Here is a 24714-nt window from a genome sequence, read left to right on the forward strand (position 1 = left end):
CAAGAGGAGCGAACATGGATCTGGAACTGCAGGGCCGTGTGGCCATCGTCACCGGTGGCGGGATGGGAATCGGCAAGGAAGTGGCGCGTTTCCTTTCCCAGGAAGGCTGCAAGGTGGTGATCTGCGCCCGGCGCATGGAGTACCTCAAGCCGGCCGCCGAGGAAATCAGCGCGCAGACCGGCAACGAGGTGCTGCCGTTGTACTGCGACACCAACGACATGTCGGCGGTGGCCGACATGGTCAGCGAAACCGTGCGCCATTTCGGCCGCATCGACATCCTCGTCAACGGCGCCGCCGCGCCTTCCGGGGTGGTGCGCAACGACATCGAGCACGCCGGCGACGACGAACTGCTGTCCGACCTGAACACCAAGGTCATCGGCTACTTCCGCTGCGCCAAGGCGGTGACCCCGCACATGAAGGAGGGCGGCTTCGGTCGCATCATCAACATCGGCGGCCTGACCGGGCGGGGCAGCAAGGTGCTGTCCGGCATGCGCAACCTGGCCATCGCCCACATGACCAAGACGCTCTCCGACCAGCTGGGCCCCTTCGGCATCACCGTCAACCTGATCCACCCCGGTGTGGTCGATACCCCGCACATCCAGGAGCTGTACGAGCGCGAGGGCCTGAAGCAAGGCAAGACGCCCGCGCAGGTCGAGCAGGGCTACATCGACGCCACGCCGATCCGCCGCACCCTGCAGCCGATCGAGATGGGCTGGCTGATCGGTTTCCTCGCTTCGCCGAAGGCGGGCGCGGTCACCGGCGAATCCATCGGCATCGACGGCGGGTTGACCCGCGGCATCTTCATCTGAGGAGGTTGCAGCAATGAGTAACGGAACCTTTCTGGTCGCGACCGTCGGCCAAGCGGTCATCCGCAGTGCCGACGATGGCCGCAGCTGGCATCGCCTCGGGCTCGGCCAGCCGCTGGAGTTCGATGCGATCACCCGTTCGCTGAGCGTCAGCCCGGCTGCGCCCGACGTCATCTACGCCGGCGCGGACATCGGCCTGATCGTCAGCCGCGATGTCGGCGGCACCTGGGAACTGGTGGATTCGCCTTTCAATGGGCAGACGGTATGGAAGGTCGCGGTGGACCCCCGGGATCCGCAGCGTATCTTCGTCGGCACCGGCGCGCCTTCGCGGGCCGTGCTCTGGCGCACGCTGGACGGCGGTGCGAGCTGGTATCGCGTTCCGGTGGAAATCCCCGAGTTCTGCGCCGGGGTCAGCCGTCCGCGGCTGCTGGCCTTCGCTTACGATCCGACCGACCGCGACCAGGTCTGGTTCGGCCTGGAGGAGGGCGGCCTGTTCCACAGCCGCGACGGTGGCGACAGCTTCACGCGCATCGACGACCGGCTGCTGTGGGACTACAACTCCGACATCCACAACATCGTGGTGTTGCCCAACCATGGCAAGAAGGTGGTCGTGGTGGTCTGCGTCAACGCCATCTACCGCAGCTTCGACGAAGGCGCCAGCTGGACCGGGATCATCGCCAAGGAGGCTTTCGGCCTCTACTACGCCCGCGTGCTGAACGCCCCGCTCGGCACCGAGGACACCCTTTACCTGAGCATCTCCGACGGCACGCCGGGCACCACCAGCAAGGTCCTGGTTTCCCGCGATGCCGCCGCGAGCTGGGAAGTCCTGCCATTGCCGCAGCAGCCGAACTCCTGTGTCTGGGCGATCGCCTTCAACCCGGCCAATCCGCGGCAGATCGTGGCCGGCACCAAGTACGGCCATCTGTTCACCTCGCAGAACGGCGGCGACAGCTGGCAGAAGCAGTGGCGCGAATTCAGCGAGATTGCCGACGTGCTCTGGACGCCCGCCGTGGCGCAGATCAAGTCGGGACACCAGTCCGTCATCGACAAGAAGTGAGGTGCACGCGATGAAATTCGAAGTCGTTCGTACCCATCTGTCGCTGTTCGTCAGCGACCCGGACGTCTCGGCGCGCTGGTACGCCGATGTGCTCGGCATGCATGAGTCGGCCCGTGGCGAGAGCTGGATCATGATGGCGTTCGGCAGCAAGCACCACGACATCGCCCTGATCGAGGCCGCGCCCGGCGCCCACCAGGGCGGCCTGGGCCTGCAGCATTACGGGCTGGAGATCGCCGGCGACATGGACACCCTGCGCCAGCTCTACGGCATGCTGCTGAACAAAGGCGTCGAGGTGGTGAAGATCACCGATCACGAAATCGGCAACGGCGTGTATTTCAACGACCCCGACGGCAACCGCCTGGAGTTCTTCCTCGAAACCGACCACGACGACGAACGGGCGAAGGCTCGCTTCAAGGCGGCCGGTGCGCCCAGCCGCAACATCCATCTCGACCCACTCTGAGAGCGTTCGCCAATGAAACCGAGCAATTTTTCCAGCTACCACATCCGCAAATGGTACAGCTTCGTCGAGGAAACCCTGGCCAACGAAAGTGGCCAGTTGGCCGACGGTGAGCCGCTGTTCAAGTACGTCGTCGCCGCCGCCATCCACAACCCCTATGCCGGGCGTTTCAGCGAGAGCCTGGCCGAGCTGATCGAGAATTCGCCGGAGCTGGGCCACGAGTTCGGCCGCCGTATCCGCGAGCTGGCCGGCGATCGCGCCATCGTCAGCTACGGCAAGGCCTGCCTGGTGGGCAGCAACGGCGAATACGAGCATGGCAACGCGTTCCTGACCAACCCGGCTGCCGACCCGGTGCGCCTGGCGCTCGGCGGCGGCAAGTCCTGGGTGCCCTCCACCGGCAAGCGCAGCGGGCCCGGGGCGACCATCGACGTGCCGCTGGCGCACAAGGACGCGCTCTACGTGCGCTCCCACTACGACACCGTGTCGGTCTCCTTCGGCGACGGCCCGGCCGCCGACGAAGTCATCATCATCTGGGCCTTCGCCACCCGTGGCCGGCTGCGAGCCCGCCTGGGCGGACTACGCGCGGAGGACATCCAGGGCGACAACGGCCTGACCTGATGACCAACTGCGGGAGAATAGCCATGTCCGCGCAAAGCCAGTTCTTCACCAACCGCTCCGGCTTGCGGCTGCACTACCTGAGCTGGGGGCGCCAGGAGGGCGTTCCGGTGGTGCTGCTCCATGGCCTGCGCGCCTATGCGCAGACCTGGGAGGCGCTGGCCGGCGCCCTGGGCGAGGGCTTCCATTGCCACGCGCTCGACCAGCGGGGCCGTGGCTTGAGCGATTGGGCCGAGCCTTCGAGCTATCGTACCCAGTCCTATGTCCAGGACCTGGAAGACCTGGTCGCCCATCTCGGGCTGCAGCGCTTCGTCCTGGTCGGCCATTCGTTGGGCGGGGCGAACGCGCTGGAGTATGCGCGGCAGCACCCGGGACGCTTGCTGGCGCTGGTCATCGAGGACATCGGCCCCGGCTCGTCGAGCGCGGGGGAGGGCGCCGAGCGGATTCGCCGGGAGATGCGCGAGACGCCCCTGCTGTTCGCCGACTGGGACGAGGCAAGGGCGTTCTGGCGCAGGTCCCGCCCGGGGCTGTCGGAGCAGGGGCTGGCCTCCCGCCTGGCCCATAGCATGCGGGAGACCTCGGACGGGATCACCTGGCGGCACGACCAGCAGGGCATTGCCCAGGCGCGCCTGAGCATCGCTCCCACCGACCTCTGGCCGGCGGTCAGGGCGCTGGATTGTCCGAGCCTGTTCATCCGTGGAGGACGTTCGGACTTTCTGCCCCCGGCGACCGTGGCCGCGATGAGCGAGGCCAACCCCCATATCCGTACGGTGGAGATCGCCGACGCCAGCCATTACGTGCACGATGATCAGAGCGAAAGGTTCAACGCCGTCGTGACTGGCTACCTGGCAGGTCTGACTGAACGACAACAATAAGACATCGGTGAGAACAGAGCATGAAACGGGAGAACACTCAGGTAGTGATTGTCGGCGGCGGGCCGAACGGCATCGCTGCTGCCCATTACATGGGCCTTTACGGCATCGACTGCGTGGTACTGGAACTCTCGGAAGGCATCCTGCCTTACCCGAGGGCGGTGGGCATGGACGACGAGGCGCTGCGCGTCCTGCAGACCGTGGGCGTGGCGCAGCTGGCGCACCGCGACATGATCGGCAATGTGCCGCTGCGCTACTACAACGCCCGTGGCGTCTGCTTCGCCGAGGTCAAGCCGAGCGCCGCCGAGTATGGCTGGCCGATGCGCAACATCTTCATGCAACAGCTGCTCGAAGGCACCCTGCGCGAGGAACTGGGCAAGCGTGAAAGCGTGGACCTGCGCCAGGGCCACGAGATGCTCGAGCTGAGCCAGGACGCCGAAGGCGTCACGCTCAAGGTCAAGGATGCCGCCGGCGAGCCCTACGAGCTGCGCGCCCAGTACGTGATCGGCGCCGACGGTGGCCGCTCCTGCGTGCGCAAGCAGCTCGGCATCGAGCTGGTCGGCCTGACCCACCCGCGCAAGTGGGTGGTGGTCGATGCCGCCAACGACACGCTGGATGCGCCCTACACCGCATTGCATGCCGACCCGCAGCGGCCTTTCGTGTGCATCTACCTGCCGTACCGCCAGCGCCGCTGGGAGTTCATGCTGCTGGAGGGCGAGGATGAGGCGAAGATGTGCGAGGAGGGCAACATCCGCCGGCTGATCCGTGGCCACATCGGCGATGCGGTCGATCAGCTGGAGATCGTGCGCATCCGCGCCTACACCCACAACTCGCGGGTGGCGGAGCGCTTCGTCTCCGGGCGGGTGGCGCTGATCGGCGACGCCGCGCACATTACCCCGCCCTGGGCCGGGCAGGGGCTGAACTCGGGCCTGCGCGACGTGGCCAACCTCTGCTGGAAGCTGGCCGCGGTGCTCAAGGGCCGCGCCAAGGCCTCGATCATCGAGACCTACGACCAGGAGCGCCGTGGCCATGCCACCGACCTGATCGCCCTGGCCGACAACATGGGCGCGGTGCTCGGCCTGACCAACCCGCTGATGGCCGGGGTGCGCGACTGGCTGTTCCAGGCGGTCGGCACCGTCGACAACCTGCGTTCGCACCTGGTCGAGTTCAAGTTCAAGCCCAAGGCGACCATCGGCAAGGGTCTGGTGCACCACGAACGGCCGGACGTGCAGGAAGGTGACCTGGTCGGCCAGCTGTTCATCCAGCCCTATGTCGAGAACGCCGCGGGAGAGCGCCTGCGCCTGGATGAGGTTCTCGGGCCCTGGTATTCGGTGATCGGCTTCCGCGTCAATCCGGCGGAAGGGCTGAGCGCCGAGATGCGAGCGTTCTGGGACCGCCTGGAGACGCGCTTCGTCCAGGTCAACCGTTCGCGTAGCGGCAGCCGTGGCCAACCGCTGAGCGCCCCTGGCGCCATCAGCGTGGAGGACGTCGACAACCGCCTGGCGGACTGGTTCGGCAAGGCGCGCGACAGCATCGTGGTGGTGCGCCCGGACCGCTTCGTGGCCGCCATCACCACGCCAGAGCGCCTGGAGGGCGTACTGGCCAAGCTGGCGGGGCAGCTGTCATGAGCGCCATCGGTCAGCTTCCGACCGCGCTGCGGCGGGCCAGGTTGATCGCCATGGCCTTGCCCCCGCTGCCCGAGCCGGAGGCGTTGACGGTGGAGCAGGGCTATGGCCTGCAGCGCCAGGCCTTGCGCGAGCGGCTGGAGGAGGGTGAGGCGCTGAGCGGCTGGAAGGTCGCTTTCGCCGGCGCACTGGCGCAGGCCCGCTTTGGATTGAGCGAGCCGGTCTATGGCGCGCTGACCAGTGGCATGCAGGTGGCGCCGGACAGCCGGGTCGCACTGGTGCAGCTGGTCCAGCCGAAACTGGAGGTCGAGGTGGCCTTCCTGCTGGAGCGGGACATCCCACCCGGAAGCTACAGCGACGAGCAGTTGGTCGCCGCCATCGGCGAGGTCGCCCCGGCATTCGAGATCGCCGATAGCCGGTGGCGGGACTGGAGTTTCGAAGCCGGCGCCTTCCTGGCCGACAATGCCGCCGCGGCGATGTACTGCCTGGGCCAGGGCCAGGCCTTCGATCCCGGGCGCCACGCCGACGTGGAGTATCGCCTGGAACACGATGGCGTGCCCTGTGGCGCCGGCAGCACCGCCGGGCGGGCCGATGCGCCCCTGGTCAATCTGTGCTGGCTGTTGCGCCGCCTGCTCGCCGATGGGCAGCCATTGCGCGCTGGCCAGGTGGTCCTTTCCGGTGCCTTGCTGCCGCCCCTGGACATCCGCCTGGGCGAGTACCGGCTGCACATGCTGGGCGCGGAGCTGGTCCTGGGATTCGACGCGGTGTCGCCGGCCAACGCTTGAGGGACGATGTCCGTCAGGGATGACGTAACCGCCTTGTGGGCTGACAATCAGAACCATGGCTCAGAGGAGCGCTGATCATGCTCGCCGAAGTTCGTTCCTTCACCGACCCCCAGTTGCATGCCGGCTCGATTCCGGGATGGTGCCAGACCTACGACCAGCTGGGCCGTGGCTGCCTTTCCAGCGAGTTGCGGCAGGTCTCGGCCGAGCGCTTCCAGATATTCCAGGAGGTCCTGGACAAGCGGGTGGTGCAGCACGGTCGGGCGCCCAGGGGACGCTTCTGTATTGCGATGTCGCTCGGCAACGGACGGGCCCCGGTCTCGCAGGGGCACGAAGTCGGCGCCCATAGCGTGGTGCTGCTGCGCGATGGCGAAGAATTCCTCCTGCACGCGCCAGAGGGCACCCGGTTCTTCGCGGCGAATGTCGATACCGTCCGCTTCGCGCGGCTGGCGGCCTTCGAACTCTCCGGCGAGCAACTGCGGCTGCTGAAAAGCCTGCCGCAGATCGGGGTTTCCGACAGCGTGCTGCGGCGCGTCCAGCAAAGAATCCAGCCGGTCTTCGGAAGCCTGCTGCAACGGGCGGGGACGGTCGGCAGCGCCTCGGAAAAGATGCTCGAGGACACGCTGCTGGACACCTTCCTCGACCTGTTCAGCAATGCCTGGGACGAGGGCCGGGGGCGGCGCAGCAATTTCGCCGTCAGCGCCTACCTGGTGAAGCGCAGCCAGGAACTGGCCCTGGCCAATGCCGACACGCCCGTCAGCATTCTCGACCTGTGCGAGCAACTGCGGGTCAGCCGCAGGACCTTGCAGAACAGCTTCCAGGTGGTGGTTGGCATCCGCCCTGTCGAATACCTGCGGAACATCCGGCTGAATGCGGTCCGCCGACGGCTGATCAGCACCACGGCGGCGGACTTCAACGTCGGCGAGATAGCCGCGGAAATGGGCTTCTTCCACCTGAGCCATTTCGCCGGCAGCTACCGGGAACTGTTCGGCGAGTACCCGTCGCAGACGCCCCGCGCATCCTCCTGACAACGGGCCCGCCGCGGCCGCCGGTTGCGCGGCGGCTGGCCTTGCGTCCATTCGCTTCCGGAGTCTCCATGACAACCCGCCCGGGACCGCCCCTGGTCCTTCTGGCCGCCCTGACGGCATTCGTCCCCCTGTCCATCGACGCCTACCTGCCCGCGCTCCCGGCCATCGCCCGGGGGCTCGCCGCCGACAGCGCCCAGGTGCAGCTCAGCCTGAGCATCTTCCTGCTCGGGCTGTGCCTGGGCATGCTCGCCTACGGCCCGCTTTCCGATCGCTACGGCCGCCGCCCGCTGCTGCTCGGCGGCATCGCCCTGTACCTGGCGGCGACCCTGCTGTGCATGTTCGCCGGCAGCATCCAGCAACTGCTCGCCGGGCGCTTTCTCCAGGCCCTCGGTGGCGCCGCCTCGGCGGTCCTGGCCCGGGCCATCGTCCGCGACCTGTTCCCGTTGAACCAGGCCGCCAGGACCCTGTCGCTGATGCACATGATCACCATGGGCGCGACGCTGCTGGCCCCCATCGTGGGTGGCCTGCTCATGGTCCTGCAGGGATGGCGGGCGATTTTCCTGGTGCTCTGCGTGCTCGGCGGAGCCTGCCTGCTCTGCACCCTGGCGCGCCTGGAGGAGACGTTGGCTCCCGAGCGCCGCAGCGATTCCGTCCTCCAGGCGTTCAGGGCCTATGGGCATCTCCTGCGTGAACCCCTGGCCCTGGCCTATGTGGGCTGCAACGGCCTGTCCCTGGCGGGCATGTTCGCTTTCATCACCGCATCGCCTTTCGTGTACATGGACTACTTCCAGGTATCGCCGCAGGTGTATTCATGGCTGGTGGGGGCGAACATCGCCGGGGTGATAGCGCTCACGCTGCTCAACGCCAGGCTGGTGCCCCGCACCGGGCCGCGGACGATGATCGCCGCCGGCGCGGCGAGCACCCTGGTGGCCAGCGCCGGGTTGCTGTTCTGCGGCATGACCGGCCTCGGCGGGCTGCCGGCCATCGTCGCTTTCGTCGTGCTCTACGTCGGCAGCACCGGCCTCTTCGGGGCCAACTGCATCGCTACCCTGATGGCCCTCTACCCGGGCAGGGCCGGCGCCGTGGCGGCCCTCGCGGTGGCCGGCCAGTTCGCCCTGGGGGCGTTGTGCAGCGCCTGGGTCGGGAGCCTGGGCGACCGGACGCCGGCGGCCATGTGCCAGGTCATGGCCGCCACCGGCCTTGCTTGCGTGTTCTTCCACGCAATGGCCCGCAGGCTGGAAAGAAAAGCGGGAGCCCAGGTCGTTCGCGAGTAGCTGTTCGCGGAAGGCAAGCGGGGAGTCTGCTGAAGCCGGACGCGCGACCCGGGCGGAATCGATCGGGTAGCGCGTCCCGCGCCTTACCAGTTGTAGCTCACCTTGGCCGTGATCTCGCGGCCCGGGTTGTAGTAGTCCGCGCTACCGCGACCGACCACATGCTGCTCGTCGAACAGGTTGCTGACGTTGATGGCCAGGTCGGTGTCCTTGAGGATCTGGTAGTTGAACGCGGCATCGAACAGCGTGGTGGCGTCGCTCTTGCCGGTATTGTTGAAGTCGCCGAAATAGTAGGCCCCCGTATAACGGGCGCCCAGGCCGACGCTGACATCCGTTCCCGGCACGCTGTAATAGCTCCAGAGCGAAGCCGAGTGCTTGGGTGCGGAGACGAGCTGGTTGCCCTTGATCGACACGACCTCGTAACCCGTCCCGGCCCATACCTGCAGCGCACCGCGAAGCACCTCGGTGTCCATGTAGGAGTAGCCGCCAACCAGGCTCAGGTTCTCCGTCAGCTCGGCCTTGACCTCCAGGTCCAGGCCACGCACGCGCTGCGAGCCTACGGTCTGCTGGTCGATGACGCCGTTCGGCTGCACGACCGCGGTGGCGACATCGTCCTGGGTCAGCTGGTAGACGGCAGCGGAGAACAGCGCGTTCATCTCCTGCGGCGAATACTTCACGCCCACTTCGTACTGGGTGCCGCGTTCCGGAGTGACGCCGACCTCGGGCGGGGAAACCGACTCCACCATGCTGACGTAGGTGGAAACCTCATCGTTGACGATATAGGTCAGCGCGCCGCGGAAAGAGTTTTCCGAGAAATTGTCCGAGGACTTGATGCCGGAGAGGTGGTCGGTTTCGGAAACGTCCATGGAGTCGTTGCGCATACCGGCGGTGACGATGAAACGCTCGTAGAACGACAGGTTCTGCTGCAGGAACACCGACTTGATGGTGCTGTCCTGATCCTTGTCCTGGTAGACGATGGCCGGCGAAACGCCGCGGTATACCGGGTTGGCGACGTCTATCGGGTCGGCGGAGCCATAGACGGAAACGTTCTTGGCGGAGGAGTCGAGATATTCCACGCCGACGATGCTGCTGCTGTCGATGTTCTCGAAGCGCGCGTCGTACTGCAGCATCAGGTTGCCGTTGAACTGCTCGGCGTCAGTGTCGGAACCCAGGTAGCCACGGTCGACCAGGGTTCCGGTATGCCCGGAAGCGTCGCTGATATAGGCATAGCCGTATTCATCGCTCAGGTCGCTGTGGCGCAGGTTGCTGCGCAGGGTGAAACCGTTGTCGAAATCATGGGTGAAGTTGGCGCTGACGTTGGTGCGCTCGACATCGTGGAAGTTGTAGCTCGGCTCGCCGAAGAACTTGTCGCGGTCATACTCCCTGTCCATCGGGTAACCGCCACTGTTGGGCGTGTTGTCCTGGCGCAGGTGATCCACCACCAGGGTGGCGGAGGTATAGGCCGTCGGCGCCCAGGTCAGGCCGCCCATGAGGAAGTTGTTGTCGTCCTGGGAGTGGTCGTATTCGCGATCGCTGTCCTGGAACTTGCCGGTGAAGCGGTAGGCCAGGGTCTTGTCTTCGTTCGCATCGCCGGTATCCAGGCCGGCCTCCATGTGGTTGAACGAGCCGTAGGTCGCATAGACCTGGCCGAACCTGCTGAAACGCGGCTGCTTGGTCACGAAGTTCACCGAGCCGCCCGGGTCGGCCGGGCCGAACAGCGTGGAGTTGGCGCCGCGCAGCACCTCGACGCGCTCATAGGCAAAAGGCTCCTCGCGCACGCCACGCATCGAGCCCAGGGTCAGGCCATCACGGTAGGTGGTGGCCTGGAAGCCGCGAATCAGGAAGTAGTCGTTGCGGTCATCGGTGCCGTAGTAGTCGGTGATGGTCCCCGGGGTGTACTGCAGGATTTCCTCGGTCGTGCTGGCGCTGCGCTGCTCGATTTCCTTCTGGGTCACGACGGAAACCGAGGCCGGGGTGTTCTGGATGTTGGTCGCCACCTTGCCGCCGACCCACAGTTCCCGGGTCACCACCGAGGCTGCGGGGTCGTCCGCTACCGCCTGGGCGTTGACGATGACGGGAGCGAGGCGATAAGGCTCCGCGCCTGGCGCCTTCTGCAGCCCATAGCTGCCATCGGCCTGCTGGACGGCCTCCAGGCCGGTTCCGGAAAGCAGCGCGGCCAGGCCGTCCGACACCGTGTAGCTGCCTTGCAGGCCCGGGCTGGTCACGCCCTCGGCCACGCTGCCGGCACCGACCAGATACACGCCTGCCTCACGGGAAAAACGCGTGAGCACGCTGGCCAGCGGGCCGGCGGGAATGTCGTAGCTGCGCTCGGCGCTGGCCACGACGCCGTCCCCGGCCATGGCGACCGGCGACCAGGCCGCCAGGCCCACGGCGCTGCCCGATAGCGCCAGGTGAAGCGCCAGGGTCAGCGGGCGCAGGGCAAAAGCGTGTGCGACAACACCCGGGTGGGCAGCGCGCGGGTGACAGCGGAGGGACATGGACGGCATTCCTCTGGGGACAAGGGTTGATGAGCGAAGACCCTCAACAGCCGATGCCATACGGCCCCTCGAGGCACCGATGCGGCGATGTTTCACGTCTTCTCACTGGGTAAACCAGCGAGCAGGCGAAACCCGGAACCCTTTTTCCGATTTTTTTTGCCCGCCGTGCTCAGCGCCGGGCTTCGATGCTCGCCCACCAGGGCAGGGGCTGTTCGATACGGATCGGCAACGCCGAGGCCAGCATGCGCAGCACGCGCTCGGAGTCCTGGATGGGGAAGTTGCCATACACCCGCAGGTCGGCCACCTCATCGGCAACGCCGAGGTGGCCGTGGCGATAGCGGCGCAGCTCCTGCACCACCTCGCGCAGGGAAATGTTGTCGGCCAGCAGCGAGCCCTGGGTCCAGGCTTCACGGGCCGCGTCGGCGGTCTGACTGTCACCGATGTGCCCGGCGCTGAAATGAGCCTGCTGGCCGGCCTTCAGCACACGGACGGCGCCCTTGGCAGTGCGTATCTCCACGGCGCCTTCATAGACCGCCAGCCAGGTCCGCTCGCCCTCGCAGCGCACGTTGAAGCGCGTGCCCAGGGCTTGCAGGCGCCCATGCCCGGTCTCGACGTAAAAGGGGCGCGCGCCCTTGGCGGTGGCGATGAACACCTCGCCGCGCACCAAGGTGACGAGGCGAGCCTGGGCGCTGAACGCCAGGTCGATGGCACTGGCGGTGTTGAGCCAGGCGCGGGAGCCATCGGCCAGGGTTATCGCACGTTGCTCGCCAGTGGCGGTGCGGTAATCGGCGCCCCAGGCCATCAGGCCGGACGGCAGCAGCGCTTCACGCCAGCCCAGCCAACCGCACAGGGTGCCGGTGCTGACGGCCGCCATTGCGGTCAGCAGCCGGCGACGCGAATGCATGCGTTCGGCGGCGATACCCAGCGCATCGGCGGCCAGGTGCGTGTCGGGCCGGCCGCGCAGCGGCTCGAAGTTGCGGCTGACGCCCTCGACATAACGCCAGGCCTGCTCGTGCATCAGGTCCGCGCCCAGCCATGCCTGCCAGTGGGCGCGCTGCTGGGCGCTGGCCTGGCCGTCACGCAGGGTGGCGTACCAGTAGGCTGCCTGCTCCAGCACGGCGTGCGGGGGCAGGGGGCTTTCGTGACCGGGGCTCACCATCAGTAGAGCGGCTCCTGGCGCAGCGCGGCAGCCGTCTCGCCGGCGCGCAACGTCAGGCACGCGAGCATGGCCTGGGCCACGTACTTGCGCACCATGCGCCCGGAAACCCCCAACTGCGCACCGACCTCGTCGTCGGTCATCTCGCACACCACGGCGAGGGTAAAGGCCCATGCCGCCTTGGCGGACAGCGTCTGCAGCATGCAACTGATCTCCTCCAGGGCTTGCAGAACCGCGGCCTGCCGCTCGGCGGAGGGGCACTGCTCTTCCGGCAGTGCCGCCAAGGTATCGAGCCAGGCGCGTTCGATTTCCTGGCGCCGCCACAGGTTGATGCACAGATTCTTGGCGGTGGTTCGCAGATAGGCGCGCACTTCGGCGATGCTGGTGAAGCGGGGCTGGCTGGCCCCGCCGATCAGCCGCAGGAAGGTGTCCTGGGCCAGGTCCGCGGCATCGCAGGCGTTCCCCAGTCGCCTACGCAACCACGCCTGCAGCCAGCCGTGATGGTCGCAGTACAGTGTCTCCAGCGATGGAGGAGTGGCGTAGGCAGATGAGCTCACAGGTGGTCACCACACCGCTGGGTGGTGTCCCGCGGCCATCAGAGTCTTTTGGTAATGAGAATCGATACTAATCATCACACAGCTTGCCATTGGCCAGCAACTCGGCGCCTCTGCCGGCGCTGCTCGTATCGATGAGTCGTATAATTCCTGGGCTGCCGACAGAGGCTTGGCCAGATCGCCTGGAAGGTCCACGCTGGAGATCGGCCCGGAGGTGAGCGAGATGAAAGTCCGTATCTACCGTTATCTCCCGGAACAGGATGCAGCGCCGCGCCTGCAGGACTACACCTACGACCTGCAGCCGGGCGAGGACATGATGGTGCTCGACCTGCTGGAGCATCTGAAAACCCAGGACCAGACGCTGACCTACCGGCGCAGTTGCCGCGAAGGCGTCTGCGGCTCCGACGGCATGAACATCAACGGCGCCAACTGCCTGGCCTGTATCACCAGCGTCTCGACCTTGCTCCACGGCGGGCAGCTGCCATCCGGGCAGTCGATCAGGCCGCTGCGCGGCGACGTGGACATCGTCATACGGCCGTTGCCCGGCCTGCCGGTGATACGGGACCTGGTCGTCGACATGCGGACGTTCTACAGGCAGTACGAGCGGATAAAGCCCTACCTCATCAACGACCAGCCGCCACCGGCCATCGAGCGGCTGCAGTCGCCGGAGGAGCGGGCCAGGCTGGATGGCCTGTACGAGTGCATCCTGTGCGCCTGCTGCTCGACGCAGTGCCCGTCCTGGTGGTGGAACCCGGAGCGCTTCATCGGCCCGGCGGGCCTGTTGAATGCCTACCGCTTTCTCGTCGACTCCCGTGACACGGCCACCGAGGCGCGGCTGGCGGCGCTGGACGACCCGTTCAGCGTGTTTCGTTGCCGCTCGATCTACAACTGCATCGCCTTCTGCCCGAAAAAGCTCAAGCCGCGGGCGGCCATCGGGCATATCGAGAGGATGCTGCTGAAGCGCGGTACCTAGCCGTTCACGCCGGCGGCGAGTCAATCGCGGGATAGACCACCGAGCCATCCGCCCGGACGACGGCGCCGGGCGTCAACCGGGCCGGCTCCAGGCGGCCTTCCCCCATGATGTGGAAGACCGCCTCGCCCCTGGCGATGAGGTAGTCGCTGACGATGCGGCGGTGGCAGCGCCACCACACGGCTTCCGAGCACATGATCGCGCAGCGCCGTTGGCGCCCGGCCTCCAGCAGGTGTTCCAGTCCCTCGTGGAACTGCTCCGAGAGCGCGTAATCGGCATAGTTGTGGAAGCTGCGGTTGTCCCAGAAGCCATTGACCTGCGCCTGCAGGCCCCGGGCCTTGCCGCGCAGCCCGCCGAGCGCGGCCAGGTGCTCATAGGCAATACCGCAGTCGGCCAGCGCCCCGGGAAGTGTGTCGGCATTGAACTGCGGGTTGGACGCGGAGCGCGGGACCTTGCGGATGTCCACGACCAGTTCGACGCCGGGCCCGCGCAGCAACTCGACGAAGGCCTCGAGGCTTCGGCTGGAGTGGCCGATGGTGAAGAACGGAAGCTTCACGCGCCGCCCGCATCACACAAGGGTGAGGGCGCTGCCCTTGTGCGCCGCGATGTGGTCGGTCCTGTCGCTCTTGATCTCGTACTGCGGATTGTCTTCCGAGGCGTGATGGCGGTGGCCCTTGTAGTCGAAGTCGCGGGTATGGATGGCGATGATCGTCCCCGACACGCGGCCCGCCTCGGAGTTCCAGCTCACATGATCGCCGATCTCGAATCTCCTGGTCATCGTGCAGGCTCCTCAGGACGTTGCGCTAACCGCTGGCGCTGCCAGCACGGACAGTCTAGCTCGCCCTGGATGCGCGAAGCCGAGCTGCGCCCGGCGGAAGTTCTTGATCCCGCTCAGGAGGCGCAATGCTCACATGGGTGTATCTTTGAACGGACGACTTGCAGCGACAGACTGCCAGCGTCCGAGGAGCCGTGCCATGTCCGAGTCGATGAGTTTCAACCGCGCGCTGGTCGAGAAGTACGATCGCCCCGGCCCGCGTTATACCTCCTATCCCACCGCGCCGCAGTTCCATGGCGCGTTCGCCGCCGACGACTATCGCCAGGCCGCCCGCTCGAGCAACCGGGCGCCGGCCAAGCCGCTGTCGGTCTACATCCACATCCCGTTCTGCAAGAGCCTCTGCTACTACTGCGCCTGCAACAAGATCATCACCCAGAAGACCCACCGCGCCGTGGAGTACCTGGACTACCTCAAGCGCGAGATCGCCATGCAGGCGGCGCTGTTCGAGGGCTCGCGCAAGCTCACCCAGCTGCACCTGGGCGGCGGTACGCCGACCTACCTGACCAGCGAACAGTTGTCGGACCTGATGGCCAGCCTGCGCGAGCACTTCAACCTGGACGAGAGCGACGACCACGAGTTCTCCATCGAGGTCGACCCGCGCACCATCAGCCGCGAGCGCATCGCCGAGTTGCGCGCCCAGGGCTTCAACCGCCTCAGCTTCGGCGTGCAGGACTTCGACGAGAAGGTCCAGGCCGCGGTCAACCGCGTGCAGAGCGAGCAGCAGATCTTCGACCTGGTCCAGGCCGCCCGCGAGGCGCGCTTCAAGTCGGTCTCGGTGGACCTGATCTACGGCCTGCCGCTGCAGACGGTGGAGAGCTTCGACGCCACCCTGGGCAAGATCATCGCGCTGCGCCCGGACCGCATCGCCGCCTACAGCTACGCCCACCTGCCCGAGCGGGTGCGCGCGCAGCGGCTGATCCGCCGCGAGGACATGCCGCCGCCCGAGCGCAAGCTGGAGCTGCTGGAGCTGACCATCCGGCGGCTGACGGGGGAGGGCTATGCATACATCGGCATGGACCACTTCGCGCTGCCCGACGACGAACTCACCGTGGCCCGCGCCAGGGGCACGCTGCAACGCAACTTCCAGGGCTATTCGACGCATGCCGACTGCGACCTGATCGCGCTGGGCGTGTCGTCGATCAGCAAGGTCGGCGACACCTACGGGCAGAACGTGAAGGAGCTGTCGCAGTACTACGCGCGCCTCGACGAGGGCCTGCTGCCGGTGCACAAGGGCTACCGGCTGACCGACGACGACCGCCTGCGCCGCGAGGTGATAGGCGCGCTGATGTGCCATGGCCGCGTGGACTACGCGCCGCTGGAGGCGCGCCACGGCATCCGTTTCAGCGAGTATTTCGCAGGCTCGCTGCGGCAGTTGCAGGAGCAGGTCGACGACGGACTGGTGGAGCTGCGCGACGACGCGCTGATCCTGCTGCCCCAGGGCCAGTTGATGATGCGCAGCGTGGCGATGGCCTTCGATGCCTACCTGGGCGGCGAGCAGCAGGAGCGTTTCTCGCGCACGATCTGAGGCGGGGCGACGCTGGAATCCGCCGGCCGTCGAAGCAAAGGGCCCTCAATAGACATCCCGCAGGTAGCGCTTCTGCTCGCTCAGCGAGCGTACGTATTGCGCCGCGGCCTCCTCGTCGAGGCCGCCGTGGGCCCGGACGAGGTCCCGCAGCGCCTGGTCGACGTCCCTGGCCATGCGGCTGGCGTCCCCGCAGACGTAGAGGTTCGCGCCTTCTTCCAGCCAGCGCCAGAGTTCGGCGCCGTGCTCGCGCATGCGGTCCTGCACGTAGATCTTCTCCGCCTGGTCGCGGGAGAAGGCCAGGCTCAGGTGGGTGAGCAGGCCGTCCTTGTGCATCGCTTCCAGTTCGTCCCGGTAGTAGTAGTCGGTGGCGGCATGCTGTTCGCCGAAGAACAGCCAGTTGCGCCCGCCATCGCCGCGCGCCCGGCGTTCGTGGAGGAAGCCACGGAAGGGCGCCACGCCGGTGCCCGGGCCGATCATCACCATCGGCCGGTCGCCCTGTTCGGGGACGCGGAAGTGCCGGGACGCTTGCACGAACAGCGGTACCCGCGCCTCGCCGGCCCGGTCGGCCAGGTAGGTCGAGGCCACGCCCTTGCGCCGGCCGTAGCGGACGGCCGAGACGGTCAGCTGGACCTCGCCGGCCTGGGCCCTGGGGCTGGAGGCGATGGAGTAGAGGCGCGGCTGCAGGCGCTTGAGCGTGCCCAGGAGTTCGCCGGCGTCATGGCTGGCCGGGAACAGCTGCAGCACGTCGGCCAGTTGCCGTCCCCATAGCCAGTCCTTGAGTTCGGCCTTGCGCGGCCCCAGCAGCTCGCGCAGTTCCGCCCGGCCGCTGCGTTCGGCGACCAGGGCCAGGGCTTCGGCGCTGGGCCGGGCAATCTCGTAGCAGTCCGTGAGCGCCGTGCGCAGCGGCATGTCGCCGAGCCTGGCGACGCTCACGACCTGCTCCCCGTCCAGGCCGGCGAGCTGCAGCACTTCCTCGACCAGCTCCGGGCAGTTGCGTGGCCACACGCCGAGGGCGTCGCCGGCTTCGTACTGCAGGCCCGAATCGTCCAGGGCGAAGGCGAACTGGCGGGTGTCCTTGCTGGCGCCTTCGCCGTTCAGCCGGCGGTTGAGGGTCAGGCGCAGGGGCGCGGGGTGGTCTTTGCCTATCGCTGCCGGCGCTACGGTTTTTTCCTCCGGGGGCTTGCTGGTGACGGGCTTTCCGGGTTCCAGCCGGGCCTGCAATTCGCCCAGCCAGCGTTCCGCGCTTTCCTCGAAGTCGGTGTCGCAGTCGATGCGCGCGCCCAGCCGGTTGGCGCCCAGTTCGGCCAGGCGGCGGTCGAGGTTCTTGCCGTGCTGGCAGAACTGGTCGTAGCTGGGGTCGCCCAGGGCGAGCACGGAATAGCGCAGGTGGCTCAGGTCCGGCGCGCCGGTGTTGAGCGTTTCCCAGAAGCTGCGGCCGTTGTCCGGCGGGTCGCCGTCGCCGAAGGTGCTGCTGAGCAGCACCAGGTTGTGCACGCCGCCGAGCTTTTCCGTCGTGTAGCTGTCCATGGCGGCCAGTTCCACGCTGCAGCCCAGGGTTTCCAGGCGCTTGGCGACGCGCTCGGCCAGGGCTTCGGCGTTGCCGGTCTGCGAGGCCCAGAGCAGGGTAACGGGGGCCGTGCCGGCCGTTTGCGGGGCGGCTTGTGCCGGCTGGACGGGCGCTTCGAACAGCGCCGGCTGCAGCTGGCCGGCGCGGCTGAACAGGCCGGCCAGCATGCCGTCGAGCCAGAGGCGCGTCGGCGCGGCCAGGGGCGCGTTGGCGGGCAGGCTGGGCACGCCCGCATTGGGGTTGATGCGCAGGCCGCCGATGAAGCCGCCCATGTAGGCGCGCTCGGGCTCGCTCAGGGGCGGGGGCGTCGTGCCGGACACACCGAGCAGGGCGGCGAATGCATCGACGGGGGCCATATCGATCTCCTCGGACAGGGGCGGCGGGGTGGCAGGGGCGCCCGTGGCGGCAGGCGTCTCCAGGAACTGGTGGTCGATCAGCTCGACGCGGCGCAGGCTGACGGCGCAGAACTTGAACTCCGGCTGCTGCGACAGCGGGTCGATGGCATCGCTGGTGACGGCGTTGATCGCCAGGTTCTCGCCGTACAGGTCGTTCCAGTGGAAGGGCGCGAAGCAGCCTCCGGGCAGCACCCGGTCGGTCACCACCACGGGCAGCACGGCCTGGCCGCGGCGGGAGCGGATTTCCAGATGGTCCTTGTCGCGCACGCCGAGGCTCTGCGCGTCTTCCGGGTGGACCTCGACGAAGGGGCCGGGGTTGAGCTTGTTGAGGGTGGCGATCTTCCCGGTCTTGGTCAGGGTGTGCCACTGGTGCTGCAGGCGGCCGGTGTTGAGCACGAAGGGGTAGTCGGCGTCGGGCATTTCCGCCGGGTCGAGGTGCGGCCGGGCGAAGAACTGCGCCTTGCCCGTCGGGGTGGGGAAGGCCAGGCGTGGCCGCGAACCGTCCTCGTGGAGCCTGGGTTTCTGGCTGATGCCGTCGTTGAGGTAGCGGATCGGCGCGCGGTCGTCGCCATGGGCGTCGGCGCAGGGCCATTGCAGCGGGGTTTCGCGCAGGCGCGGGTGGCTGGCGCCGCGGATGTCGTAGCCGGTCTTGGGGTTGTGGAAGCGCTTGATCTCCTCGAACACCTCGGCCGCCGAGGCGTAGCTGAAGGCGTCGGCGAAGCCCATGGCGCAGGCCACTTCGGCGATGATGCGCCAGTCCGCCAGGGCTTCGCCGGGCGGCTCCACGGCCTGCTGCATCAGCGTGAGGTTGCGTTCGGAGTTGATCATCACGCCTTCGGCCTCGGCCCACAGGGCGCCGGGCAGCAGCACGTCGGCGTAGCGGTTGGTCTCGGTGTCGAGGAAGGCGTCCTGGGCGATCACCAGTTCCGCGGCCTTCAGGCCCTCGATGACCTTGCCGCGGTTGGCGACGCTGGCCACCGGGTTGGTACAGATGATCCAGCAGGCCTTGACCTTCCCGGCCGCCATGTCTTCGAACAGGGCGATGGTCCCGCCGCCCAGGCGGGTGTGCAGGGTGCCTTCCGGCACGCCCCAGGTGCGCTCGACGAAGGTCCGGTCGTCCTCCGCCAGCACCGAGCGCTGCCCTGGCAGCCCCGGCCCCATGTAGCCCATCTCGCGGCCGCCCATGGCGTTGGGCTGGCCGGTGAGGGAGAAGGGGCCGCTACCGGGCTGGCAGATCTTGCCGGTGGCCAGGTGCAGGTTGCATAGCGCGTTGGTGTTCCAGGTGCCGTGACTCGATTGGTTCAGGCCCATGGTCCAGCAGCTCATCCAGGCGCCGGCCTCGCCGATCCATTGCGCGGCCTGGCGCAGGGCCGCGGGATCGAGGCCGGTCAGTTCGGCGACCCGTTCCGGCGTGTAGTCGTCGAGCAGTGGCGGCAGCTCTTCCCAGCCTTCGGTGAATTCGGCGATGAACTGCGCGTCGGTGTGGCCGTTGGCGTGCAGCAGGTGGAGCAGGCCGTTGAGCAGGGCCAGGTCGGTGCCGGGGCGTATCTGCAGGAACAGGTCGGCCTTCTCGGCGGTGGCGTTGCGCCGCGGGTCGACGACGATCAGCTTCGCCCCGGCCTTGACCCTGTCCATCAGGCGCAGGAAGAGGATGGGGTGACAGTCGGCCATGTTGGCGCCGATGACGAAGAACACCTCGGCCTTGTCGAAGTCCTGGTACGAGCCGGGCGGGCCGTCGGCGCCGAGGGAGAGCTTGTAGCCGCTGCCGGCGCTGGCCATGCACAGGCGCGAGTTGGACTCGATCTGGTTGGTGCCGATGTAGCCCTTGGCGAGTTTGTTGACCAGGTATTGCGCCTCCAGCGACATCTGCCCGGAGACGTAGAAGGCGAGGGCGTCGGGGCCATGTTCGTCGAGGATGCCCCGCAGCCGCCTGGCGGTGGCGGCGATGGCTTCGGCGACCGGGGTGCGCACCGGTTCGCGGGCCCGCTCGCTGCGCAGGTAGGCGTGCTCCATGCGGCCGGATTCGGCGATGGCCTGGTTGCAGGTGCTGCCCTTGGTGCACAGGCGGCCGAAGTTGGTCGGGTGCTGCTTGTCGCCCACCACCTTGGCCACGCGGCCGTCCCGTACCTGCATGACGATGCCGCAGCCGACGCCGCAATAGGGACACACGCTCCGAATCGTCTTTTCCGCCATGGGCCTTTCCGTCCGCAAAAAGCAAAAACGCCATGCGACCCTCCGCGCAAGGCGGGGGTGGCACGGCGTCGTCGTCGTGGTCGAGGCGGTCGGCGTTGACCGCTCGGGGCTAGCTCAGGCAATGCCTGTGCCAGGTTCGGGAAACCACCCGTGTGCGTGGGGCGAAGACCCTGGCCGATTGCGCCCGGGCACGGCATTGCCATGGCGCTGCGGGGTGTCGGCGTAGAGGGCTGCTTGCCTGCGGGGTGGTGGTGAATGGGGCACGCTTGCCGTTCTGCGCACCGTTTTGGCTCGCCTGCCGGGCCGGGGCGGAGAGTAGTCGCAAGGCCGTGACCGGCTGTCCAGCCCAGGCACTGCGGGGCGCAGGGGTTCGGCTAAGGACTCTTCAGAGGGGCTGGCATGGAGTCTGCTAGAGCACCCTCGTGCCCACCAACGAGGCGGGCCACCCGGACGATCAACGCCGATCGACGACCCGGGGTACCAGGTGCATCGGGCAGCGTGGCCCGATGGCACCCCCAGAATGAACAGGCAAAGGCGCCTGGAGTCGCGAGACTCCAGGCGCCTTTTTGTTTTCCGCTGCAAAACCGTTGAGCTTGCCGGGGGCTTCCATGAACTCCAACGTCGCTACCTTCAATGCCGTGCAAACCCTGGTCGTGATCGGCAATGGCATGGTCGGCCACCACTGCGTCGAACAGCTGGTCGAGCGCGGTGCGCTGGGCCGCTACCACATTCATGTGTTCAGCGAGGAGCCGCTGCGCGCCTACGACCGGGTGCACCTCTCCGAATACTTCGGTGGCCGCGATGCCGAGTCGCTGGCGCTGGGCGAGGCCGGGCTGTACCAGCGGCCGGGCGTCACCCTGCACCTTGGCGTGGCGGTGCTGGAGATCGATCGCGCGCGTCGCGAGGTGGTCACCGCCGAGGGCCGCCGCGCCTACGACAAGCTGGTGCTGGCCACCGGTTCCTATCCCTTCGTGCCGCCCATCGAGGGCGCGCAGGGCGATGCCTGCCTGGTCTACCGCACCCTGGCCGACCTCGACGGCATTCGCGCGGCGGCGGCCAACGCCCGCCGTGGCGTGGTGGTGGGCGGCGGCCTGCTCGGGCTGGAGGCGGCCAACGCGCTGAAATCCCTCGGCCTGGAATCCCATGTGGTGGAGTTCGCCCCGCGGCTGATGCCGGTGCAGCTCGACGAGCAGGGCGGCGCGGCGCTGAAGGCGCGGATCGAGGCGCTGGGCGTCGGCGTGCACCTGTCCAGGGCCACCCAGTCGGTCACGGCCGGCGAGGCGTATCGCTACCGGATGAACTTCGCCGGCGGGGATTTCCTCGAAACCGACCTGATCGTCTTCTCCGCCGGCATCCGCCCGCAGGACGCCCTGGCCCGCCAGTGCGCCCTGGAACTCGGCCCGCGCGGCGGCATCGCCATCGACGGCCAGTGCCTGACCTGCGATCCGGACATCTTCGCCATCGGCGAATGCGCGGCCTGGAACGGCAGCATCTTCGGCCTGGTCGCGCCGGGCTACCAGATGGCCCGAACCGTCGCCGCGACCCTCTGTGGCGAGCAAGCCGAACCCTTCGTGGGCGCGGACATGTCGACCAAGCTCAAGCTGCTCGGCGTCGACGTCGGCTCCATCGGCGATGCCCAGGGGGCACTGCCGGGGGCGCGCAGCTACCGCTTCATCGACGAGGCCAGCTCCAGCTACCGCCGGCTGGTGGTCTCCGCCGACGGCAAGCAGGCCCTCGGCGCGGTGCTGGTGGGCGACAACAGCTACTACGACACCCTGCTGCAATACGTGCAGAACGGCATCCCGCTGCCGGCCGATCCGTCCAGCCTGATCCTGCCGCTGGGCGAGGCGGCCCCGGCGCTGGGCGCCGACGCGCTGCCGGCGACCGCCACCGTATGTTCGTGCCACAACGTCAGCAAGGGGGCGATCTGCGCGGCCATCGACGGCGGCTGCAGCGACCTGGCCGGGCTCAAGGCCTGCACCAGGGCTGCCACCGGCTGCGGCGGTTGCGCCGGGCTGCTCAAGCAGGTCTTCGAGCACGAGCTGAGCGCGCGCGGCGTGGTGGTGGACAAGAGCCTCTGCGAGCACTTCGCCTACACCCGCCAGGGGTTGTACGACATCGTCCGCGTGGAAGGCATCCAGACCTTCGACGAGCTGCTGGCCAGGCACGGTAAGGGCCACGTCGGTTGCGACATCTGCAAGCCGGCGGTCGGCTCGATCCTCGCGTCCTGCTGGAACCGGCCTATCCAGGAGCCCTGGCTGGTGCCACTGCAGGACACCAACGACACCTTCATGGCCAACATGCAGAAGAACGGCACCTACTCGGTGGTGCCGCGCATCCCCGGCGGCGAGGTCACCCCGGATGGGCTGATCGCCATCGGCGCGGTGGCGAAGAAGTACGACCTCTACACCAAGATCACCGGCGGCCAGCGCATCGACCTGTTCGGCGCGCAATTGCACGAGCTGCCGGACATCTGGGCCGAGCTGATCGCCGCCGGCTTCGAGACCGGGCATGCCTACGGCAAGTCCACCCGCACGGTGAAGTCCTGCGTCGGCAGCACCTGGTGCCGCTACGGCGTGCAGGACAGCGTGAAGATGGCCCTGGACATCGAGCACCGCTACAAGGGCCTGCGCTCGCCGCACAAGCTGAAATTCGCGGTCTCCGGCTGCACCCGCGAGTGCGCCGAGGCGCAGAGCAAGGACGTCGGCGTGATCGCCACGGAGAAGGGCTGGAACCTCTACGTCTGCGGCAACGGCGGCATGCGCCCGCGCCACGCCGAGCTGTTCGCCACCGACCTGGACGACGACACGCTGATCCGCTACATCGACCGCTTCCTGATGTTCTACATCCGCACCGCCGACCGGCTGCAGCGCACCTCGGTGTGGCGCGAGGGCCTGGAGGGCGGGCTGGACTACCTGAAGGCGGTGGTCATCGACGACAGCCTGGGCCTGGGCGCCGAACTGGAAGCGCAGATGCAGGCGGTGGTGGACCGCTACGAATGCGAGTGGGCCAACGCCCTCCAGGACGCGGAAAAGCTCAAGCGCTTCCGCACCTTCGTCAACGACGCGCGCCCCGACCCGGGCGTGCATTTCGTCAAGGAGCGTGGCCAGCGCCGGCCGGTCCGCGCCCATGAACTCCACCTGATACCCGTAGCCGAGGAGATGGTCTGATGGCCCAACTGAGCGCACAACTTATCGATAGCCGACCGCTCGACAGCGACTGGCAGGACCTCTGTTCCCGCGACGACCTGGTGGCGGACTCGGGCGTGGTGGCCTGGGTCGGCGGCGTGCAGGTCGCGCTGTTCTACCTGCCGGGCTCGGCCCGGGGCCGCCAGCTCTACGCCGTGGAAAACCGCGACCCGCTGTCCGGCGCCAACGTCATCGGCCGCGGCATCGTCGGCTGCCTCGGCGGCGAACTGGTGGTGGCCGCCCCGCTGTACAAACAGCACTTCCGCCTGGAGGACGGCGCTTGCCTGGAGTTTCCCGAGCAGCAGCTGCGCGTATGGCCGGTGCGCCTGCGTGGCGACATGGTGGAAATCGCTTCGATGGCCTGAGGCGAGGCTGCGCATGGGGGCGGCATCGCCCTGACCCGTTCCCCGCAGCGCCTCCATGACGACGGCGCTGCGGGGGCGCCGCTACTCAGTCGAGCCCGAACAGGCGCGCGGCGTTGCCGTGGAAGAAGCGTTCCAGGGCGTGTTCGTTCAGGCCCAGGCGCTGGGCGTCCTCGATGCTCTGGCGAATGGGCCTGAAGGTGTAGGAGGAGCCGAACAGCAGCTGGTCGGCGAGGAAGCCATTGGCGGCCTGCACGTAGGCTTCGCTGCCGGGCAGGAACAGGTACATGTCCGGCACCAGGTGGACGTTCTCGTAGCGGAACGCCAGGCCGATGGCCTGCTGCACGTTGGGCCAGAAGCCGTGGTAGACGACGATCCGCAGGTCCGGGAAGGCCCGGGCCACCGCCGCCAGGCGGCCGGGGTCGTTGTAGGCCGGGTCGGGCGTGGTCGGCCCGCTCATCAGGAACAACGGAATGGCGCGCTTCTGCAGGTGCTCGTAGATCGGCCAGTACAGCGCGTCGTCCGGGTGCCGGGCCGGTTCGCCGAAGCCGGGCTCCAGGTCGATGCCGGCCAGGCCCAGGTCGTCGATCGCATGATCGATCTCCGCGAGCGCACCCTCCACGCCCTGCAGCGCCGGGTCCACCGAGCCGATGCCGAGCAATTGCGCGTGGCCATCCACGATGGCGTGGATGCGCTCGTTGGGCAGGTGCTGCGCCGGCGTGTGCCGGCCGACCACCACGGCCTTGTACAGGCCGGCGTCGCGTACCTCGGCGAGGAAGCCTTCGTGGGTCAGCGAGCGCTCGAAATGGGCATCGTCGCCGCGGGTGCCGACGCGCCGGTTCAGCCAGCGCGCCGTGGCGTGCTCGGCCGAGCCGGGCACGGCGCCGAAGAACGGATGCAGGAAGGCCGGGCGGCAGCGCATGTCGATGATCTTCATGCGCCGTGCTCCTGTTTCCGG

20 protein-coding genes are annotated in these 24714 nt (G+C 67.8%); 13 read left to right on the forward strand and 7 right to left on the reverse strand.

The features are described 5' to 3' along the window. Nucleotides 1-14: 14 nt before the first annotated feature. The 9 genes from ACTWJ5_RS14010 to ACTWJ5_RS14050 all read left to right on the forward strand — a co-directional run bounded on the left by ACTWJ5_RS14010 (nt 15) and on the right by ACTWJ5_RS14050 (nt 8516). The gene (locus ACTWJ5_RS14010; protein WP_074979546.1) at nt 15-809 is read left to right on the forward strand and encodes an SDR family NAD(P)-dependent oxidoreductase; all 795 of its coding nucleotides are present in this window, start codon (nt 15-17) and stop codon (nt 807-809) included. 13 nt (nt 810-822) lie between these two features. Further along, complete coding sequence (locus ACTWJ5_RS14015; RefSeq protein ID WP_261746101.1) at nt 823-1863, forward strand: WD40/YVTN/BNR-like repeat-containing protein; 1041 nt, start codon at nt 823-825, stop codon at nt 1861-1863. 10 nt (nt 1864-1873) lie between these two features. Beyond that, nucleotides 1874-2323, forward strand: a complete 450-nt coding sequence (locus tag ACTWJ5_RS14020) for a VOC family protein (protein ID WP_261746100.1) — start codon at nt 1874-1876, stop codon at nt 2321-2323. 12 nt (nt 2324-2335) lie between these two features. Further along, nucleotides 2336-2938 (forward strand): amino acid synthesis family protein, encoded by a 603-nt coding sequence (locus tag ACTWJ5_RS14025; RefSeq protein ID WP_261746099.1) that lies wholly within the window; start codon nt 2336-2338, stop codon nt 2936-2938. A 23-nt stretch (nt 2939-2961) separates the two neighbouring features. Continuing rightward, nucleotides 2962-3810, forward strand: coding sequence for an alpha/beta fold hydrolase (locus ACTWJ5_RS14030; RefSeq protein ID WP_253390744.1), 849 nt, complete (start codon nt 2962-2964; stop codon nt 3808-3810). A 20-nt stretch (nt 3811-3830) separates the two neighbouring features. Next, a complete protein-coding gene (locus ACTWJ5_RS14035) occupies nt 3831-5435 on the forward strand; it encodes a bifunctional 3-(3-hydroxy-phenyl)propionate/3-hydroxycinnamic acid hydroxylase (RefSeq protein WP_261746098.1) in 1605 nt (534 codons plus the stop codon). Next, a complete protein-coding gene (locus ACTWJ5_RS14040) occupies nt 5432-6217 on the forward strand; it encodes a 2-keto-4-pentenoate hydratase (protein WP_261746097.1) in 786 nt (261 codons plus the stop codon). The genes ACTWJ5_RS14035 and ACTWJ5_RS14040 overlap by 4 nt, the downstream gene beginning before the upstream one ends. Before the next feature lie 77 nt (nt 6218-6294). Further along, nucleotides 6295-7242, forward strand: coding sequence for a helix-turn-helix domain-containing protein (locus tag ACTWJ5_RS14045; RefSeq protein ID WP_444439093.1), 948 nt, complete (start codon nt 6295-6297; stop codon nt 7240-7242). 68 nt (nt 7243-7310) lie between these two features. After that, on the forward strand, nt 7311-8516 hold the full coding sequence (locus tag ACTWJ5_RS14050; RefSeq protein ID WP_253390747.1) for a multidrug effflux MFS transporter: 1206 nt from the start codon (nt 7311-7313) through the stop codon (nt 8514-8516). Nucleotides 8517-8599: 83 nt separating this feature from the next. On the opposite strand, the gene ACTWJ5_RS14055 is transcribed toward ACTWJ5_RS14050, so the two are convergent. The 3 genes from ACTWJ5_RS14055 to ACTWJ5_RS14065 all read right to left on the reverse strand — a co-directional run bounded on the left by ACTWJ5_RS14055 (nt 8600) and on the right by ACTWJ5_RS14065 (nt 12724). Further along, complete coding sequence (locus ACTWJ5_RS14055) at nt 8600-11011, reverse strand: TonB-dependent siderophore receptor (protein ID WP_444439095.1); 2412 nt, start codon at nt 11009-11011, stop codon at nt 8600-8602. Between the two features lie 169 nt (nt 11012-11180). After that, the gene (locus ACTWJ5_RS14060; RefSeq protein WP_444439097.1) at nt 11181-12170 is read right to left on the reverse strand and encodes a FecR domain-containing protein; all 990 of its coding nucleotides are present in this window, start codon (nt 12168-12170) and stop codon (nt 11181-11183) included. After that, nucleotides 12170-12724 carry a sigma-70 family RNA polymerase sigma factor gene (locus tag ACTWJ5_RS14065; RefSeq protein WP_444439099.1) on the reverse strand — a complete coding sequence of 185 codons (555 nt, stop codon included), beginning with the start codon at nt 12722-12724 and terminating at the stop codon, nt 12170-12172. Before ACTWJ5_RS14065 ends, ACTWJ5_RS14060 begins: the two co-directional genes overlap by 1 nt. Before the next feature lie 220 nt (nt 12725-12944). Between ACTWJ5_RS14065 and ACTWJ5_RS14070 the strand changes: the two genes are divergently transcribed. Next, nucleotides 12945-13694: a succinate dehydrogenase iron-sulfur subunit gene (locus ACTWJ5_RS14070; RefSeq protein ID WP_043273704.1), complete on the forward strand. Its 750-nt coding sequence runs from the start codon at nt 12945-12947 to the stop codon at nt 13692-13694. 4 nt (nt 13695-13698) lie between these two features. On the opposite strand, the gene ACTWJ5_RS14075 is transcribed toward ACTWJ5_RS14070, so the two are convergent. Both ACTWJ5_RS14075 and ACTWJ5_RS14080 read right to left on the reverse strand, forming a co-directional pair. Continuing rightward, nucleotides 13699-14247 carry a DUF488 domain-containing protein gene (locus ACTWJ5_RS14075; RefSeq protein WP_444439101.1) on the reverse strand — a complete coding sequence of 183 codons (549 nt, stop codon included), beginning with the start codon at nt 14245-14247 and terminating at the stop codon, nt 13699-13701. Between the two features lie 12 nt (nt 14248-14259). Next, nucleotides 14260-14469 carry a DUF2945 domain-containing protein gene (locus tag ACTWJ5_RS14080; protein ID WP_444439103.1) on the reverse strand — a complete coding sequence of 70 codons (210 nt, stop codon included), beginning with the start codon at nt 14467-14469 and terminating at the stop codon, nt 14260-14262. A gap of 196 nt (nt 14470-14665) precedes the next feature. On the opposite strand from ACTWJ5_RS14080, the gene hemN reads away from it, so the two are divergent. After that, entirely contained in the window at nt 14666-16051 is a 1386-nt protein-coding gene (hemN, locus tag ACTWJ5_RS14085; protein ID WP_444439105.1) for an oxygen-independent coproporphyrinogen III oxidase, read from the forward strand. Nucleotides 16052-16096: 45 nt separating this feature from the next. On the opposite strand, the gene ACTWJ5_RS14090 is transcribed toward hemN, so the two are convergent. Then, complete coding sequence (locus ACTWJ5_RS14090; protein WP_444439107.1) at nt 16097-20206, reverse strand: molybdopterin-dependent oxidoreductase; 4110 nt, start codon at nt 20204-20206, stop codon at nt 16097-16099. Between the two features lie 608 nt (nt 20207-20814). On the opposite strand from ACTWJ5_RS14090, the gene nirB reads away from it, so the two are divergent. Then, nucleotides 20815-23376, forward strand: coding sequence for a nitrite reductase large subunit NirB (nirB, locus tag ACTWJ5_RS14095; protein WP_444439109.1), 2562 nt, complete (start codon nt 20815-20817; stop codon nt 23374-23376). Continuing rightward, complete coding sequence (gene nirD / locus ACTWJ5_RS14100) at nt 23376-23759, forward strand: nitrite reductase small subunit NirD (RefSeq protein ID WP_444439111.1); 384 nt, start codon at nt 23376-23378, stop codon at nt 23757-23759. The genes nirB and nirD overlap by 1 nt, the downstream gene beginning before the upstream one ends. Before the next feature lie 85 nt (nt 23760-23844). Here the strand turns inward: nirD and ACTWJ5_RS14105 are convergent, their stop codons facing one another. Next, nucleotides 23845-24693, reverse strand: coding sequence for an amidohydrolase family protein (locus tag ACTWJ5_RS14105; RefSeq protein WP_444439113.1), 849 nt, complete (start codon nt 24691-24693; stop codon nt 23845-23847). Nucleotides 24694-24714: the final 21 nt, after the last annotated feature.

Source organism: Pseudomonas sp. A6, from assembly GCF_052367875.1.
Classification (GTDB): Bacteria; Pseudomonadota; Gammaproteobacteria; order Pseudomonadales; family Pseudomonadaceae; genus Pseudomonas; species Pseudomonas citronellolis.